Consider the following 14,002-nt stretch of genomic DNA (forward strand, 5'->3'; position numbering starts at 1 on the left):
AACCGCTCCAGCGGGCGCCGGGTGCTTAACCGGAGGGTGTCACAAAAAAAGCCCCGTTTCCGGGGCTTTTTTACTGGCTGGTTCGTCAGTTCTTACGCGGCAGTTGCGGCACGAGACTGCGCTTGCCGCCGTCCTTACCTTTGGGCTCCGGCTTCTGCGCCACCGCCTTTTTCGCGGCGGGCTTCTTTGCCACCGCCTTCTTGGCCTTCGGCACGTCGTCCGGCTCTTCCTTCTTCGGCTTCACCGGCGCCTCGTCGGCGAGCGATTCGAGCTTCAGGCCGGTCTCGCCGGTTTCCTTCTTCTCGACGGTGACACGCACCGTGCCGCCCTTCTTGAGCTTGCCGAACAGCACCTCGTCGGCCAGCGGCTTCTTGATGTGCTCCTGGATGACACGGCCAAGCGGCCGGGCGCCCATGCGCTCGTCATAGCCCTTGTCGGCCAGCCATGCGATTGCATCCTGCGACAAGTCGAAGGTCACGCCACGCTCGGAAAGCTGCGCTTCCAACTGCATGACGAACTTCTGCACCACCTGATGGATGACCGGCACCGGCAGCGAGCCGAACGGAATGATCGCATCGAGACGGTTGCGGAACTCCGGCGTGAACAGCCGGTTGATCGCCTCGACATCGTCGCCTTCGCGCTTGGTCGAACCGAAACCGATCGCCGCGCGCTGCGCATCGGATGCGCCCGCATTGGTGGTCATGATCAGGATGACATTGCGGAAGTCGATCTGCTTGCCGTTATGGTCAGTCAGCTTGCCGTGGTCCATGACCTGCAACAGGATGTTGAACAGGTCCGGATGCGCCTTCTCGACTTCGTCCAGCAACAGCACGCAATGCGGATGCTGGTCGACGCCGTCGGTCAGAAGGCCGCCCTGGTCGAAGCCGACATAGCCGGGAGGCGCGCCGATCAACCGCGAAACGGTGTGGCGTTCCATATATTCCGACATGTCGAAGCGGATCAGCTCCACGCCGAGCGAGGCGGCGAGCTGCTTGGCGACTTCCGTCTTGCCGACACCGGTCGGGCCCGAGAACAGGTACGAGCCGATCGGCTTTTCCGGTTCCCGCAGGCCGGCCCGCGCCAGCTTGATGGCCGAGGTCAGCGCTGTGATCGCGGTGTCCTGGCCGTAAACGACACGCTTCAACTCGATGTCGAGGCCTTGCAGCACCTTCTCGTCGTCGGCGGAAACCGTCTTCGGCGGGATGCGCGCCATGGTGGCGATCGTCGCTTCGATCTCCTTGATGCCGATGGTCTTCTTGCGCTTGGCTTCCGGCACCAGCATTTGTGAGGCACCTGTCTCGTCGATCACGTCGATCGCCTTGTCCGGCAGCTTGCGGTCGTTGATGTAACGCGCCGAGAGTTCGACCGAAGCCTTGATCGCCTCGCTCGTGTAGCGGACCTTGTGGAACTCTTCGAAATAAGGCTTGAGGCCCTTCATGATCTCGATGGCGTCCTCGACCGTCGGCTCGTTGACGTCGATCTTCTGGAAGCGCCGCACCAGCGCGCGGTCCTTCTCGAAGAACTGGCGGAATTCCTTGTAGGTGGTCGAGCCGATGCAGCGGATGGCGCCGGACGACAGTGCGGGTTTTAACAGGTTCGATGCATCCATGGCGCCGCCGGAGGTGGCCCCTGCCCCGATCACGGTGTGGATTTCATCGATGAACAGCACGGCGCCGGGATAATCCTCGAGCTCCTTGACGACCTGCTTCAGCCGCTCCTCGAAATCGCCGCGATAGCGGGTGCCGGCCAGCAGCGTGCCCATGTCGAGCGCGAAGATGGTGGCATTGTGCAACACTTCGGGAACGTCGCCCTCGACGATGCGCTTGGCGAGGCCTTCGGCGATAGCCGTCTTGCCGACGCCGGGATCACCGACATAGAGCGGGTTGTTCTTGGAGCGGCGGCACAGCACCTGGATGGTCCGGTTGATCTCGCTCTCGCGACCGATCAATGGATCGATCTTGCCGGCCTTGGCCTTGTTGTTCAGGTTGACGCAATAGGCAGTCAGCGCGTCCTGCTGCTGCTTCTTCTTGCCGCCTTCCTCTTGCGGCTCGGCTCCGCTCTGGCTGCCTTGCTCGTCGTCGGCGCCGCGCGGGGTACGCGTCTCGGAAGCGCCGGGCCGCTTGGCGATGCCATGCGAGATGTAGTTGACCGCGTCGTAGCGGGTCATCTGCTGTTCCTGCAGGAAGTAAGCGGCGTGGCTCTCACGCTCAGCGAAGATGGCGACGAGCACGTTGGCGCCGGACACTTCTTCGCGGCCTGACGACTGCACATGGATCACCGCGCGCTGGATGACGCGCTGGAAACCGGCAGTCGGCTTGGAATCTTCATCGTAGCCGGTGACGAGATTGTCGAGCTCGGTGTCGATATAGGTGAGAACCGTATGCTTCAACTCGTCGAGATCGACGTTGCAGGCACGCATGACGGCCGCCGCCTCGGTGTCGTCGATCAGGGCGAGCAGCAAATGTTCAAGGGTTGCATATTCATGGTGCCGCTCATTGGCGAGCGTCAGCGCTTGGTGAAGCGCCTTTTCCAGGCCTTGGGAGAAAGCCGGCATGTTACCTCACTTCTTCTCCATCACGCATTGCAGCGGATGCTGATTCTGTCGGGCGAAATCCATGACCTGAGACACTTTGGTCTCGGCCACCTCGAATGTATAGACCCCGCACTCGCCCACCCCATGATTGTGAACATGAAGCATTATGCGTGTGGCGGCTTCGCGGTCCTTCTGGAAAAAGCGCTCCAGCACGTGGACCACGAATTCCATGGGTGTGTAGTCGTCGTTAAGAATGAGGACCCGATACAGACTGGGCTTCTTGGTCTTGGTTTTTGTGCGCGTGATGACGGCCGTGCCGCGACCGGCCTCATTGCCGTTGCTGCCGTTCTGCATTCGCACCACGTAGCTCGTGGCAGTCAAACCTGTAGTCACGTAGTCCTGCCTCTTTCGAATCCTCATGCATGCTCGACATGTAGGTGTTCGATGGACGATTTTAAGCCCTTCTGTTTAGCTGACAATATGGCTAGGTGGCCAAACTTGCCCGATTTTTCAAATCGTGAAGACCGTAGGCCCCCGATTTCGAGCTGGCATGAAAAAACCCGGCCGTGCGTTCGCGACCGGGTTTGTCTTTGCAAGCCCAGGGGCCGGCTCGGAATGTTCGTCGAATTTACTTCGCCTTGGCGACGATCGATTCGAACGGCTTGTAAGCTTCCTTGGCGAGTTCGGCATAGAGATCGCCAAGCTTGGTGGCCTCGGTGACGAAGCTCTCATAGGACTGCTTGGCATAGTCGGACTGGATCTCGATCGCCTTGTCCAGCGACTTGGCGGAAAAGAGCTTCTCGACAGCGGCGCTACCGGCTTCGAAGCTTTTCTTGGTGTACTCGCCCGCCTCGGCGGCGATAGCCTGTGCACCCTTGGACAGCGAGGCGAAGCTCTTCAATCCGGTGTCCGCAAATTCCTTGCCGTATTTGCTGAAATCTTCATAGGTCTGGGTCATTTCACGCTTTCCCTTGAACGGTTGCCTTGGACGATAGACGCGCCTTGTCCGGGCCGCGTTGTGCAATGCGTGTAAATATATTGTGCAGTGCACAAAAAGTCAAGATTCCCGCGGCAATGCGCATCGTGAGCTGCCGGCAATCGCTAAGATTCGAATAAAGAGAAGCTCAATCCCGCAGAAAATGGTGAACGCGGCGGTTACCATAAACGGATTGGTAACGCTGCCCGCGTTAGCGTGGCCGAAGGTGAGGCAGGACCCCTTTGCCGCCTCCGAGGCAACGGAAATTCAAAGGAACTATCAGTGCGTAAGGCGTTGTCGGGCTTCGTTTCCAAATCCGCGTCACCCCTCAAAACGATCATGATCCTCGCCATGGCGATGAGCTTCGTCGTCGCGGACGCGGCTTCATCCATGGCGGCCAAGTCGGCGGCCATCGTCATCGATGCCAAGACCGGCAAGGTGCTTTATTCATCGGATGCCGATGGCCGGCGCTATCCGGCTTCGCTTACCAAGATGATGACGCTTTATCTGACGTTCGAGGCATTGGCGAAGGGCAGGATCAGCAAGAATTCCCCGGTCGTGTTCTCGGCCAATGCCGCTGCCGAGCCGCCGACGAAGCTAGGCGTCAAGCGGGGCGGCTCGGTCACGGTCGAGACCGCGATCCTGTCGATGGTGACCAAATCGGCAAACGATTCCGCAACGGCGCTTGGCGAGATGCTCGGCGGCAATGAAGCCAATTTCGCCCGCATGATGACCGCCAAGGCGCGGGCGCTGGGCATGAGGGGAACCGTTTTCCGCAACGCCAACGGCTTGCCTGATCCCGGCCAGTTCACAACCGCGCGCGACATGGCGATGCTCGGCATCGCCCTGAGAGAGCATTTTCCGCAATATTACGGCTATTTCTCGCAGCGCTCCTTTCTTTATGGGCGGCAGCGCATCAACGGCCACAACCGTCTGCTCGGACGCATCAAGGGCGTCGACGGCATCAAGACCGGGTACACCCGCGCCTCCGGTTACAATCTGGTGTCCTCGGTCTCGGATGGCGATCGGCGGATCGTAGCGGTGGTCATGGGCGGCAGATCCGGCGGCAGCCGCGACAGCCAGATGGCCGGGTTGATCAATGCCTACATGCCGAAGGCGTCGTCGAGCGGCGGTGGCGTGCTGATTGCCAAGGCTGGCGGTGGCAATCCGATTTCAGCCTTGGCCAAGGCGTTTCTACCGAAGCATGACGCGCCGACACCGGACAGTAAGCCGAACGACGATGCCGTTGCCTCTCTTGTCGAGGAAAATGCGCCCGTCGTTGAAGAAACCACTCCGGTCGTTCAGGCCAAGAGGGTCAAGACGACGGCGGTGGCGACGGTGGACGACGTGGCGACAGCCCGGGTCGCCGCAGCCTATGCCGAACCGGCGGCAGAGGTCGATCCGGTCAGCACGGCATCGGTGCCATCCGGCTGGGCAATCCAGGTCGCCTCTTCGCCAAAACAGGCCGAAGCGAAGGCTTTCCTCGACAAGGCGACGAAGCAGGCACCCTCCGTTCTTGCCGATGCCTCCGGTTTCACCGTCGCCTTCGACAAGGACGGCGTCACCTACTACCGCGCCCGGTTCGGTGGTTTCGGTTCGAAGACCGCTGCCTGGAAGGCCTGCAACGCTTTGAAAAAGAAGAAGATCGAGTGCTACGCCGTCCAGCAGTAAGCGGCGCGCGAAACGATATCTTTCCCGAAAGTTCTGCGTCGAAGGAGACTAGTTGTGATTGGAGAGCAAGACGTCCTTGGCTTCATTGATCCGCGCCGCCAGGAAAGACGTGCCACCGATATCGGGGTGCAGGCGCTGCATCAGGCGGCGGTGCGCCTTGCGGACATCCGCCGCGGCAGCCCCCGCTTCAAGACCAAGGATCTTGTAGGCCTCCTCCTTAGTCATGGCGCCAGAACCTGGCGCAACACCCAGCCCTTCGCCGTCATTCGCATCAGCGTCTTTGCGCCAGATGGGAAATCTGCCGTCAAGATACGTCTCTAGCAATTGGCGGCTCTCCGGATCGCCGGAGAGTTCGCGATAGAGTTGCTGCAATTCGGCACGCCCCATCGAGCCAAGCATCTTGCCTTCATGGCGCCCGGCCAGCACGAGGCCTTCGAGGCCGCCGGTATCGTGATCGAGTTCCATTTCAAGCGCCGCGGTACGAACTGTCGAACGCTTGCCTTGTGCCAGTTTTGCCACCGGCCGATTCATGCGCATGGAACCGTACCAGGCGAGCGCAACCGACAGGATCAAGCCGCCGATGCCCTCGCGCCCGACCAGCAGCACGGCGACGCCGACCAGCCCGAGCAGTACAGGTCCAAGCGTTCTCATGCCGCCTGCAAGCTTCGCCGCATCGGCGCGCAGGAAGATGGTGAGCATGCCGAGAAGCACTAGAAGCAACGCTACAAAAGCGATAATTGCGCCCATCAGTTTCCGCCGCCCCGCATATGCTCGATCATCAGCCGGTCTTCCGGTCTGCCCCGGGCCTCCAGTGCTTTCAGCCCGCCGGTCGCAAACACGGCGACGGACGAAAGCAGGCCGGCCAAGGTTGCGGCAGCCCGCCGATCGAAGCGGAACCAGGCCCCTTTCGACAGCCGCGCAATCTCCTTGAACGCCTTTTCCGCGGCGGCATCATCGCCCTCCTGAAAGACGAAGACAGGAACGCCGTGCAGACCGAGGCTGCCGGCCTTTTCGGCCAGATTATCTATGTTTTCTTCCATCGCGTCGCCGATATAGACCAGCGCGTTGACCTTGGCCGCCGCCGTCTGTTTCAGGGCATGGGCGAGCACCTTGCCGATCTGGGTATGGCCGCTGCGGCAGTCGATGCGCGTCATCAGCTGCTTCAGAGCTTCGGTATCGGTGACGAATGCGGAGGAGCGGCACTCGCCAAGGCCGCGAAAATAGACAAGTTGAATCTTGAGCGCCCCGGCCTTGCCGACGGCGTCGAACATCTCGGCCTGCAGCGCACAGGCGAGATCCCAGGTCGGCTGACGGCTCATCGTCGCGTCGAGGGACAGGATCAGCCTGCCTGAACCGGTGGCGGATGCAGCGAGCGTCCTTGCCTGACGGAGAAACGCGTCGATCTCGCCGGTGCTCGATTGAGACTCGACCGGTGCAGGATTGGCCCTTGCAGGCACGGGCTGCTTCTTGTCGCTCATGACATTCAAGATGTGGCGTTGTTCCCCGGCTTGCAAGCCCAGATGAGGCGACCTGGAGGACCGATGATGGCAACTGCGTACAAGCACTTCGGCTGGTGGTGTTGGCGTTGCGGTTCTCGGCGTCAGAGCAGGCCGAGATCGGCAAGCTCACGCCTGAGCTTCGGCGGCATCTCGATCAGCCCGGCTTTGCCCTTACCGAGATCGGCCGGCGCGTCCGTCTGCTTTAGGTAGCGCCACCCCTGGAATGCGCGGCGCGGTTGCCAGTCAGTGCGCACGACCTCGGGATCGAGGATCAGATGGCAACGGCCGATGCCCTCGTCATCGGTGAAGGGGCGGATTTCGGTGATCAGCTGGCGGCATTGGACATTGCCCTTGATCACCCAGTAGAGCGAACCGCCGTCGGTAATCTCGGCACCGCGTGCAGGCACCATGCGGGTGGTGTGGTAGTGCTCGGCCGGTTCGCCGGCGCGGCGCCGCTCGTCGAGACGGAAGGCAATCCACTCTTCCAGATCCTCGACGCTGTCACAGCCGACGCAAAGCTTTATGAGATTGAGAGACATCGTTTAAGGTTTAGTCCAGCACGCGAACGCGTCAACGGCCTGATCGACTTCTCCACAGTGGTGGTCCAGGCCACCAGATTGGCGCTCAGCACTCCACGACATTCACTGCCAATCCGCCAAGGCTGGTTTCCTTGTACTTTTCGTTCATGTCGAGGCCGGTCTGGCGCATCGTCTCGATCGCGGCATCAAGCGGCACGAAATGAACGCCGTCGCCCTTGATGGCCAGCGAAGCGGCGGTCACCGCCTTGACGGCACCAAGCGCGTTGCGCTCGATACACGGCACCTGCACCAGCCCGCCGACCGGATCGCAGGTCATGCCGAGATGATGTTCCAACGCGATCTCGGCAGCGTTCTCGACCTGCTCGGGCGTGCCGCCCATGACGGCGCACAATCCCGCCGCAGCCATTGCCGAAGCCGAACCGACCTCGCCCTGGCAGCCGACTTCCGCCCCCGAGATCGAAGCATTGGTTTTGATGATGCCGCCGACGGCCGCCGCCGTCAGCAGGAAATCGCGGATGCTGGGCTGGTCGGCTTCTGGATGGAAATGCAACCAGTAGCGCAGCACCGCAGGCAGAGTGCCGGCCGCCCCATTGGTTGGCGCGGTGACGACACGGCCGCCGGCGGCGTTCTCCTCATTGACCGCCATCGCATAGATCGACAGCCAGTCGTTGGCGAGCAGCGGGTTGGGCCGGTTCTGCTGCCATTGCTCCTGCAGCTTGTCGTGCAGCATCCGGGCACGGCGGCGCACCTTGAGTCCGCCCGGCATGATGCCGTCTTGCGACAGGCCGCGCTCGATGCAGCCCTTCATGGCGCTCCAGATGCCGTCGAGGCCGGCGTCGAGCTCCTCGCGCGACATCTGCGTCTCCTCGTTGACGCGCTTCATCTCGGCAATGGAAAGCCCGCTTTTCGCTGCCATGGACAGCATTTCGACGGCGTTCTTGAACGGATACGGAACCTTCTTGCCTTCGGTTGTCGCCGAGCCCCTTGCTTTCATCCGCTGCAGTTCCTCTTCGGACATGACGAAGCCGCCGCCGATCGAATAATAGACGCGCCTCAGCAGCAACCGGTCGCCGGCATCATAGGCAGAGAAGGCCATGCCATTGGCGTGACCCGGCAGCGGCGTCTTGCGATCCAGCACCAGATCCATTGCCGGGTCGAAACGATAGGACGGATGGCCGGGCGGCGAGATCCGCTTCTCGGCGGCGATGCGAGCGACGATGCCGTCCGCCTGGTCGGGATCCACCGTCTGCGGCGTCTGGCCGGCGAGGCCGAGCACCACGGCACGATCGGAGCCATGGCCGATGCCGGTATAGGCGAGCGAGCCATGCAGGCTGGCCGCGATCCGGTCGACCTTGGCGCCGGCCGGGCGCGGCCAGTCGTCTCCCGCAATCTCGTCGAGAAACCGCCGCGCAGCCGTCATCGGCCCCATCGTGTGCGAACTCGATGGGCCGATGCCAATCTTGAACAGGTCGAAAACCGAAAGGAACACGTGGGCGTTTTCTCCTGGGACCTTGTTGAGGTCTACATATAGGAATTCCCATGGTGTTTTCCGCTGTTTTGAAGATCGCGGCGCTGCGCCTGCCGACCTTGTTTGCTCCGGCAGCGACATTCCAGCTTCGGCCATCGAAGCGTCCCCTCCGCCTGTGGTAAAAGCAACGCATGAGCGATTCCTTTCATCTATCGATGGCTGACCTTGCGGCGCTGGGGTTCTTCCTTGCCGCGTGGGTGCTGCATACGCTCGCCGCCGACGGAATGCTGGTCAGCCGCATGTCGCTGACGAGGGCGATGAACGCGCAGCGCGAGGCCTGGATGCGGACCATGGCCGAGCGCGAGATCCGCATCGTCGACACCGCCATCATGAGCGGCCTGCAGCAGGGAACCGCCTTCTTTGCCTCGAGTTCGCTGATTGCGATCGGCGGCTGTTTTGCCTTGCTCGGCGCCTCCGACCAGGTTCTGACCGTGCTGGGTGACCTGCCGTTTGGCGCTACGCCCTCACGCGCGGCGTTCCAGACGAAGGTGTTCGGCCTTGTGCTGATCCTGGCCTTTTCCTTCTTCAAGTTCGGCTGGGCTTACCGGCTGTTCAACTATTGCTCGATCCTGATCGGCGCCGTGCCGATTCCGCATGGCGAGGCGTCGCGCAATCCGGTCACCGAAACGGCAGTCTGGCGTGCGGCGCGCATGAACATGCTGGCCGGGAAGCATTTCAATTCGGGCCTGCGCGGCGTGTTCTTCTCGATTGGCTATCTTGGCTGGTTCGTCGATCCCGCCGTTTTCGTGCTATCGACGCTGCTGCTGCTGGCGGTGCTGGTGCGCCGCCAATTTTTCTCGGCGGCGCGGCAAGCGGTGCTCGGTCAGCCGCCCGGCCCGGGAAAAGGCCGATCAATGCGGCCCGACAGCCAGTAGGCGGTGAGCCCTATCCATTCGCGGATCGCAACAGTGGTGACCTCCAGCCAGTCGCCGGGATAGGGGAACGTGGCGATGCCTTCCCTACCGGAGGTGCGATAGTCGACTGGCCACGGAATGGTCGAAAAGCCGGCTTTGTCGAACAGCGCCTTGGCGCGTGGCATGTGGAAGGCCGAGGTCACCAGCAACCAGGTCTCGCCCGGTTTCGGCGTCACCAGTTCCCTGGTAAAGACAGCATTCTCGTAGGTGTTGCGGGATTTGTTCTCGAGGATCAGCCGATCGGCCGCCACGCCGAAAGCGGCAAAAAGACGCGGTGCGGTATCTGCATCGCCTTCGCCGCCGCGGAAGGTTTCGATGCTGCCACCGGAGATAACGACTTTCGCTGTCGGAAACCGCCGCGCCAGCACGGCCGCCTCGACCATCCGGTCGCCACTGGAGTTCATTTCATAGCCGCCACGCACCAGATTGACGGCGCCATCCAGACTGCCGCCAAGCACTATGATACCGTCGACCTTTTCCGGCAGCGGCGGCCTGGGGAAGCGCTCCTCCAGCGGATTTAGCATCATGGGGCCGAGTGGGCTCCATGTCGCAACAACAAGGATGAAGAAGGCAAGAGTGCTGCCGACGGCCGCCAATCGCCGCCGGCCGAACATCGCCGCGACCAGCCCCGCCAGCAGCAGGAAGATCGCGAGATTCAACGGCTGAACGAAGAACCAGAGAATCTTGGAGGCATAGAAGAACATCCCTCACCCCCTCAGATGAGAAACGATCCTACCACCATTTATCCGGCTGAAATGTGCCGGCCGCCTGTTCGATGACATGGGCGGTCTGGAACAGCGTTTCCTCGTCGAAGGGCCGGCCGATCAGCTGCAGGCCGAGCGGCAGCCCCTTGGCGTCGAGCCCAGCCGGAACCGCTATGCCGGGCAGGCCGGCCATGTTCACTGTCACCGTAAAAATGTCGTTGAGATACATCTTGACCGGGTCGGCGGCCATGTCCTCGTCGGCGATGCCGAAGGCGGCGGAAGGCGTTGCCGGCGTCAGGATGACGTCGACGCCTGCGGCAAACACATTTTCGAAGTCGCGCTTGATCAGGGTTCGAACCTTCTGCGCCTGCAGATAGTAGGCATCGTAGTAGCCGGCGGAAAGCACATAGGTGCCGATCATGATGCGGCGCTTGACCTCGCGCCCGAAGCCGGCGGCGCGGGTCTTTTCATACATGTCGGCAATGTCCCTGCCGGGCACGCGCAACCCATAGCGGACCCCGTCGTAACGGGCGAGGTTGGACGAGGCTTCGGCCGGCGCCACGATGTAATAGGCCGGCAGCGCGTATTTGGTGTGCGGCAGCGAGATATCGACGATCTCGGCGCCGGCATCCCGCAGCCAGGCAATGCCTTTCTGCCACAGCGCCTCGATCTCCGCGGGCATGTCGTCGACACGATATTCCTTTGGGATGCCGACCTTCATGCCTTTGATCGGGCGGCCGATCGCCGCCTCGTAGTCCGGCACCGGCAGGTCGATGGACGTCGTGTCCTTCGGGTCGACCGAAGCCATCGACTTCAACAGGATCGCGGCATCGCGGACGTCGCGCGCGATCGGCCCGGCCTGGTCGAGCGACGAGGCAAAAGCTACGATCCCCCAGCGCGAGCAGCGGCCATAGGTCGGCTTGATGCCGACTGTGCCAGTGAAGGCGGCGGGCTGGCGGATCGAGCCGCCGGTGTCGGTGGCGGTGGCGCCTGCGCACAGGAAGGCCGAGACGGCTGATGCCGAGCCACCGGACGAACCGCCCGGCACCAGTTGGGCATTGTCCAACGTGCGCGCGGTCCTGGTGCCGCACGCCGAAACGAAGCCACCCTCGCCCTGATGTGTCGTCGGCATCACCACCGTGTCGAGGCGCGAACGCCGCCACGGGTTGATCACGGGCCCATAATACGAGGTCTCGTTGGACGAGCCCATGGCGAACTCGTCCATGTTGAGCTTGCCGAGCATGACGGCGCCATCCGCCCACAGATTGGCCGTGACCGTCGACTCGTAGCGCGGCATGAAGCCGTTCAGCACATGGCTGCAGGCCTGGGTGTGGACGCCTTCAGTGCCGAACAAATCCTTGATGCCGAGCGGGATACCCTCGAGCGACCCGGCATCGCCCTTGGCCAATTTCGCGTCGGAGGCCTTGGCCATGTCGCGCGCCTTGTCGTCGGTGACCACGACATAGGCATTGAGCGCCGGATTGGCTCGCTCGATCGCCGATAGATAGGCCTCGGTGACTTCGGTGGCGGTGATCTCCCTGGAACGCAATTTGGCGCGGGCCTGCGAAATCGTCAGTTGGGTCAGGTCGGTCATCAGGCAAGGCTCTTTTCGTAAAATACCGACCACTCGGAATCGGGATAATCCAGTACCGGGCCGCAGCGGGAAAAACCGGCGCGTTCGTAGACGGTCCAGGCGGCGGGATGACGGTCCCCCGTCTCCAGCACCAGACGCTTAAGCCCTTCTTGGCGCGCCAGCGCCTCGATACGCTCGACAATCTTCGCGCCGATCTTGCGGCCGCGATGCGAAGGTCGCGTATACATTCGCTTGACCTCGCCGACCACAGCATCGTGGCGCTTCAGTGCGCCGCAAGCGATGGCAAGGCCGTCATCGCGGGCGATGAAAACGGTCGTGTCGCGATCCGCCATCTGCTCGACGGTCAAATGATAGCAATGCTCCGGCGGCGTCAGCTCCAGCAATGTGGCGTTCAGCTCTTCGACCAGCCCACGCACATCGTCCTGCAGCGGCGTCTCAGCGGCGATGTCGATTGCCATCGGCCTGCTACTCCACGACCTTCGGCACAAGGAAGAAATTCTCGTCGGTCGCTGGCGCGTTGGCGACGATGTCAGCTGCCTTGCCGCCGTCGGTGACGACGTCCTGGCGCTTTTTCATTGCCATCGGCGTGACCGAGGTCATCGGCTCGACGCTGGAAACATCGACCTCATTCAACTGCTCGACAAAGCCCAAAATGGCGTTCAATTCGCCGGTCATACGCTCTGCATCCTCCTCGCTCACCGCAATACGGGCAAGGTGCGCGACGCGCTTCACGGTTTTTATATCAACGGACATGTTTGTGCCTCGGGGAAAACCAGCGCTATAGCGGCGCAGCGCGTGCCGCGCAACATGCATCGTGCCGACAACTGCCCTATGGCATCGTGACGCCGTCGCAGAGGAAATAACTGCCGCCGTTACCGCTCTGCTCGCCTTCGTCGGCGGCAGGCCGTACCGATACCAGGTCGATCTGCTTCGGGCTCATCTGTGTCAGTGAGAGAACATCGGGAAAGACGTAGCCCGGCTCCTGGCATATAGCGGTCACCGCCCAGCTTGGTGAGCGTGTCGCTTTGGTGATCTGCAGGAATTCACAATTATATTCGATGCTTTCCAGCCCATTTGCCGACAGCACGATATTGCCGCCCTCGATCACCGTCTGCAGCGTATCCTTTTTGGCCTGCGCGCAGAGATCCTCCGATTGCAGATAGACCCCGTTGATGAAATCCTCGGCGGCCAGCGCCGGCGACGCGGCAACCAGCATGGAAATGCAAAGAGAGTTTCTCAGATCCATGTCGTCATTCCGGTTCGCTGTCGCTACAGCGTAATCGTCTCGCCGATCTTCGGCAACGCCACTTTCACACCCGATCCGTCCAGCCCGGCCACGAATTTGTCGGCGGTCTGATCTATCATCGGAAATGTGCCGAAGTGAGCGGGAACGACCGTCTCGAACTTGAAGAAACGCTGGCAGGCAAGGGCTGCCACCGCGCCGCCCATGGTGAAGCGATCGCCGATCGGCACGATGCCGATCTTCGGTTCATGCAACTCGTTGATCAGGGCCATGTCGGAAAAGATGTCGGTGTCGCCCATGTGATAAAGCGTCTTGTCCTCGGGGAAGTGCAGGACAAGCCCGCCCGGATTGCCGAGATAGGTATTCTGGCCGCCCTCGCCCGGAAACGACGATGAATGCAGAGCCTGAACGAAGGTGGTGGTGAAGCCGCTGCAATCGACCGTACCGCCGATATTGCCGGGATTGATCTGCTTGTTACCGACGCCCTTGCCGACCAGGTACATGCAAATCTCGAAATTGGCGACCAGCATCGCGCCGCTCTTTTTGAGCACTTCGATGGCGCCGCTGATGTGGTCGCTGTGGCCATGGGTGAGCAACACGTGCGTGACCCCTTCGGCCGGCCCTTCCCACCCACCCGTCCACGACGGATTACCGACCAGATAGGGGTCGATGAGGATTTTCGCGCCTTCGATTTCGATTCGGAATGCCGAATGTCCGTACCAGGTCAGTTTCATCAATGCTTTCCTCGATTTTTGCTTCGGTAGAGGATAGAACGCCGACGGCGAAATTAAAGTGCCGCGC

At 61.7% G+C, this 14,002-nt stretch carries 15 protein-coding genes; 2 read left to right on the forward strand and 13 right to left on the reverse strand.

Features of this window, described 5'->3' with window-relative positions; translation table 11 throughout:
• Nucleotides 1–85: 85 nt before the first annotated feature.
• The 3 genes from clpA to NKH78_RS15255 all read right to left on the reverse strand — a co-directional run bounded on the left by clpA (nucleotide 86) and on the right by NKH78_RS15255 (nucleotide 3,491).
• Nucleotides 86–2,554, reverse strand: a complete 2,469-nt coding sequence (clpA, locus tag NKH78_RS15245) for an ATP-dependent Clp protease ATP-binding subunit ClpA (protein ID WP_023674922.1) — start codon at nucleotides 2,552–2,554, stop codon at nucleotides 86–88.
• Between the two features lie 6 nt (nucleotides 2,555–2,560).
• Nucleotides 2,561–2,887 (reverse strand): ATP-dependent Clp protease adapter ClpS, encoded by a 327-nt coding sequence (clpS, locus tag NKH78_RS15250; protein ID WP_023717744.1) that lies wholly within the window; start codon nucleotides 2,885–2,887, stop codon nucleotides 2,561–2,563.
• A gap of 274 nt (nucleotides 2,888–3,161) precedes the next feature.
• Nucleotides 3,162–3,491 (reverse strand): phasin family protein, encoded by a 330-nt coding sequence (locus NKH78_RS15255; protein ID WP_023674920.1) that lies wholly within the window; start codon nucleotides 3,489–3,491, stop codon nucleotides 3,162–3,164.
• Nucleotides 3,492–3,791: 300 nt separating this feature from the next.
• Here NKH78_RS15255 and NKH78_RS15260 point away from each other — a divergent pair, with 300 nt between their 5' ends.
• The gene (locus NKH78_RS15260; RefSeq protein ID WP_352736553.1) at nucleotides 3,792–5,180 is read left to right on the forward strand and encodes an SPOR domain-containing protein; all 1,389 of its coding nucleotides are present in this window, start codon (nucleotides 3,792–3,794) and stop codon (nucleotides 5,178–5,180) included.
• A gap of 48 nt (nucleotides 5,181–5,228) precedes the next feature.
• On the opposite strand, the gene NKH78_RS15265 is transcribed toward NKH78_RS15260, so the two are convergent.
• The 4 genes from NKH78_RS15265 to NKH78_RS15280 all read right to left on the reverse strand — a co-directional run bounded on the left by NKH78_RS15265 (nucleotide 5,229) and on the right by NKH78_RS15280 (nucleotide 8,707).
• Complete coding sequence (locus NKH78_RS15265) at nucleotides 5,229–5,927, reverse strand: DnaJ domain-containing protein (RefSeq protein ID WP_352736555.1); 699 nt, start codon at nucleotides 5,925–5,927, stop codon at nucleotides 5,229–5,231.
• Nucleotides 5,927–6,658, reverse strand: a complete 732-nt coding sequence (locus NKH78_RS15270) for a vWA domain-containing protein (protein ID WP_352736557.1) — start codon at nucleotides 6,656–6,658, stop codon at nucleotides 5,927–5,929. Before NKH78_RS15270 ends, NKH78_RS15265 begins: the two co-directional genes overlap by 1 nt.
• Before the next feature lie 122 nt (nucleotides 6,659–6,780).
• A complete protein-coding gene (locus tag NKH78_RS15275) occupies nucleotides 6,781–7,218 on the reverse strand; it encodes a DUF1489 family protein (protein WP_352736559.1) in 438 nt (145 codons plus the stop codon).
• Nucleotides 7,219–7,303: 85 nt separating this feature from the next.
• On the reverse strand, nucleotides 7,304–8,707 hold the full coding sequence (locus NKH78_RS15280; protein WP_254817328.1) for an L-serine ammonia-lyase: 1,404 nt from the start codon (nucleotides 8,705–8,707) through the stop codon (nucleotides 7,304–7,306).
• 170 nt (nucleotides 8,708–8,877) lie between these two features.
• On the opposite strand from NKH78_RS15280, the gene NKH78_RS15285 reads away from it, so the two are divergent.
• The gene (locus NKH78_RS15285; RefSeq protein WP_254817329.1) at nucleotides 8,878–9,621 is read left to right on the forward strand and encodes a DUF599 domain-containing protein; all 744 of its coding nucleotides are present in this window, start codon (nucleotides 8,878–8,880) and stop codon (nucleotides 9,619–9,621) included.
• On the opposite strand, the gene NKH78_RS15290 is transcribed toward NKH78_RS15285, so the two are convergent.
• The 6 genes from NKH78_RS15290 to NKH78_RS15315 all read right to left on the reverse strand — a co-directional run bounded on the left by NKH78_RS15290 (nucleotide 9,570) and on the right by NKH78_RS15315 (nucleotide 13,935).
• Nucleotides 9,570–10,364: a YdcF family protein gene (locus tag NKH78_RS15290; protein WP_352736561.1), complete on the reverse strand. Its 795-nt coding sequence runs from the start codon at nucleotides 10,362–10,364 to the stop codon at nucleotides 9,570–9,572. The two genes, NKH78_RS15285 and NKH78_RS15290, sit on opposite strands and share 52 nt — an antisense overlap.
• A gap of 28 nt (nucleotides 10,365–10,392) precedes the next feature.
• Entirely contained in the window at nucleotides 10,393–11,958 is a 1,566-nt protein-coding gene (locus tag NKH78_RS15295) for an amidase (protein WP_352883194.1), read from the reverse strand.
• Entirely contained in the window at nucleotides 11,958–12,416 is a 459-nt protein-coding gene (locus tag NKH78_RS15300; RefSeq protein ID WP_352508471.1) for a GNAT family N-acetyltransferase, read from the reverse strand. Before NKH78_RS15300 ends, NKH78_RS15295 begins: the two co-directional genes overlap by 1 nt.
• Before the next feature lie 7 nt (nucleotides 12,417–12,423).
• On the reverse strand, nucleotides 12,424–12,711 hold the full coding sequence (gene gatC, locus NKH78_RS15305; protein ID WP_352508470.1) for an Asp-tRNA(Asn)/Glu-tRNA(Gln) amidotransferase subunit GatC: 288 nt from the start codon (nucleotides 12,709–12,711) through the stop codon (nucleotides 12,424–12,426).
• A gap of 76 nt (nucleotides 12,712–12,787) precedes the next feature.
• The gene (locus tag NKH78_RS15310) at nucleotides 12,788–13,204 is read right to left on the reverse strand and encodes a hypothetical protein (protein ID WP_352478939.1); all 417 of its coding nucleotides are present in this window, start codon (nucleotides 13,202–13,204) and stop codon (nucleotides 12,788–12,790) included.
• 23 nt (nucleotides 13,205–13,227) lie between these two features.
• The gene (locus NKH78_RS15315; RefSeq protein ID WP_352508468.1) at nucleotides 13,228–13,935 is read right to left on the reverse strand and encodes a metal-dependent hydrolase; all 708 of its coding nucleotides are present in this window, start codon (nucleotides 13,933–13,935) and stop codon (nucleotides 13,228–13,230) included.
• Between the last annotated feature and the right edge of the window lie 67 nt (nucleotides 13,936–14,002).

Origin of the sequence: Mesorhizobium sp. M0910, assembly GCF_040319465.1 — a bacterium.
Classification (GTDB): domain Bacteria; phylum Pseudomonadota; class Alphaproteobacteria; order Rhizobiales; family Rhizobiaceae; genus Mesorhizobium.

Coding starts and splice junctions, on each gene's coding strand:
- clpA (WP_023674922.1), bottom strand. CDS start 2,554: ATGCCGGCTTTCTCCCAAGGCCTGGAAAAGGCGCTTCACCAAGCGCTG.
- clpS (WP_023717744.1), bottom strand. CDS start 2,887: ATGCAGAACGGCAGCAACGGCAATGAGGCCGGTCGCGGCACGGCCGTC.
- NKH78_RS15255 (WP_023674920.1), bottom strand. CDS start 3,491: ATGACCCAGACCTATGAAGATTTCAGCAAATACGGCAAGGAATTTGCG.
- NKH78_RS15265 (WP_352736555.1), bottom strand. CDS start 5,927: ATGGGCGCAATTATCGCTTTTGTAGCGTTGCTTCTAGTGCTTCTCGGC.
- NKH78_RS15270 (WP_352736557.1), bottom strand. CDS start 6,658: ATGAGCGACAAGAAGCAGCCCGTGCCTGCAAGGGCCAATCCTGCACCG.
- NKH78_RS15275 (WP_352736559.1), bottom strand. CDS start 7,218: ATGTCTCTCAATCTCATAAAGCTTTGCGTCGGCTGTGACAGCGTCGAG.
- NKH78_RS15285 (WP_254817329.1), top strand. CDS start 8,878: ATGAGCGATTCCTTTCATCTATCGATGGCTGACCTTGCGGCGCTGGGG.
- NKH78_RS15290 (WP_352736561.1), bottom strand. CDS start 10,364: ATGTTCTTCTATGCCTCCAAGATTCTCTGGTTCTTCGTTCAGCCGTTG.
- NKH78_RS15295 (WP_352883194.1), bottom strand. CDS start 11,958: ATGACCGACCTGACCCAACTGACGATTTCGCAGGCCCGCGCCAAATTG.
- NKH78_RS15300 (WP_352508471.1), bottom strand. CDS start 12,416: ATGGCAATCGACATCGCCGCTGAGACGCCGCTGCAGGACGATGTGCGT.
- gatC (WP_352508470.1), bottom strand. CDS start 12,711: ATGTCCGTTGATATAAAAACCGTGAAGCGCGTCGCGCACCTTGCCCGT.
- NKH78_RS15310 (WP_352478939.1), bottom strand. CDS start 13,204: ATGGATCTGAGAAACTCTCTTTGCATTTCCATGCTGGTTGCCGCGTCG.
- NKH78_RS15315 (WP_352508468.1), bottom strand. CDS start 13,935: ATGAAACTGACCTGGTACGGACATTCGGCATTCCGAATCGAAATCGAA.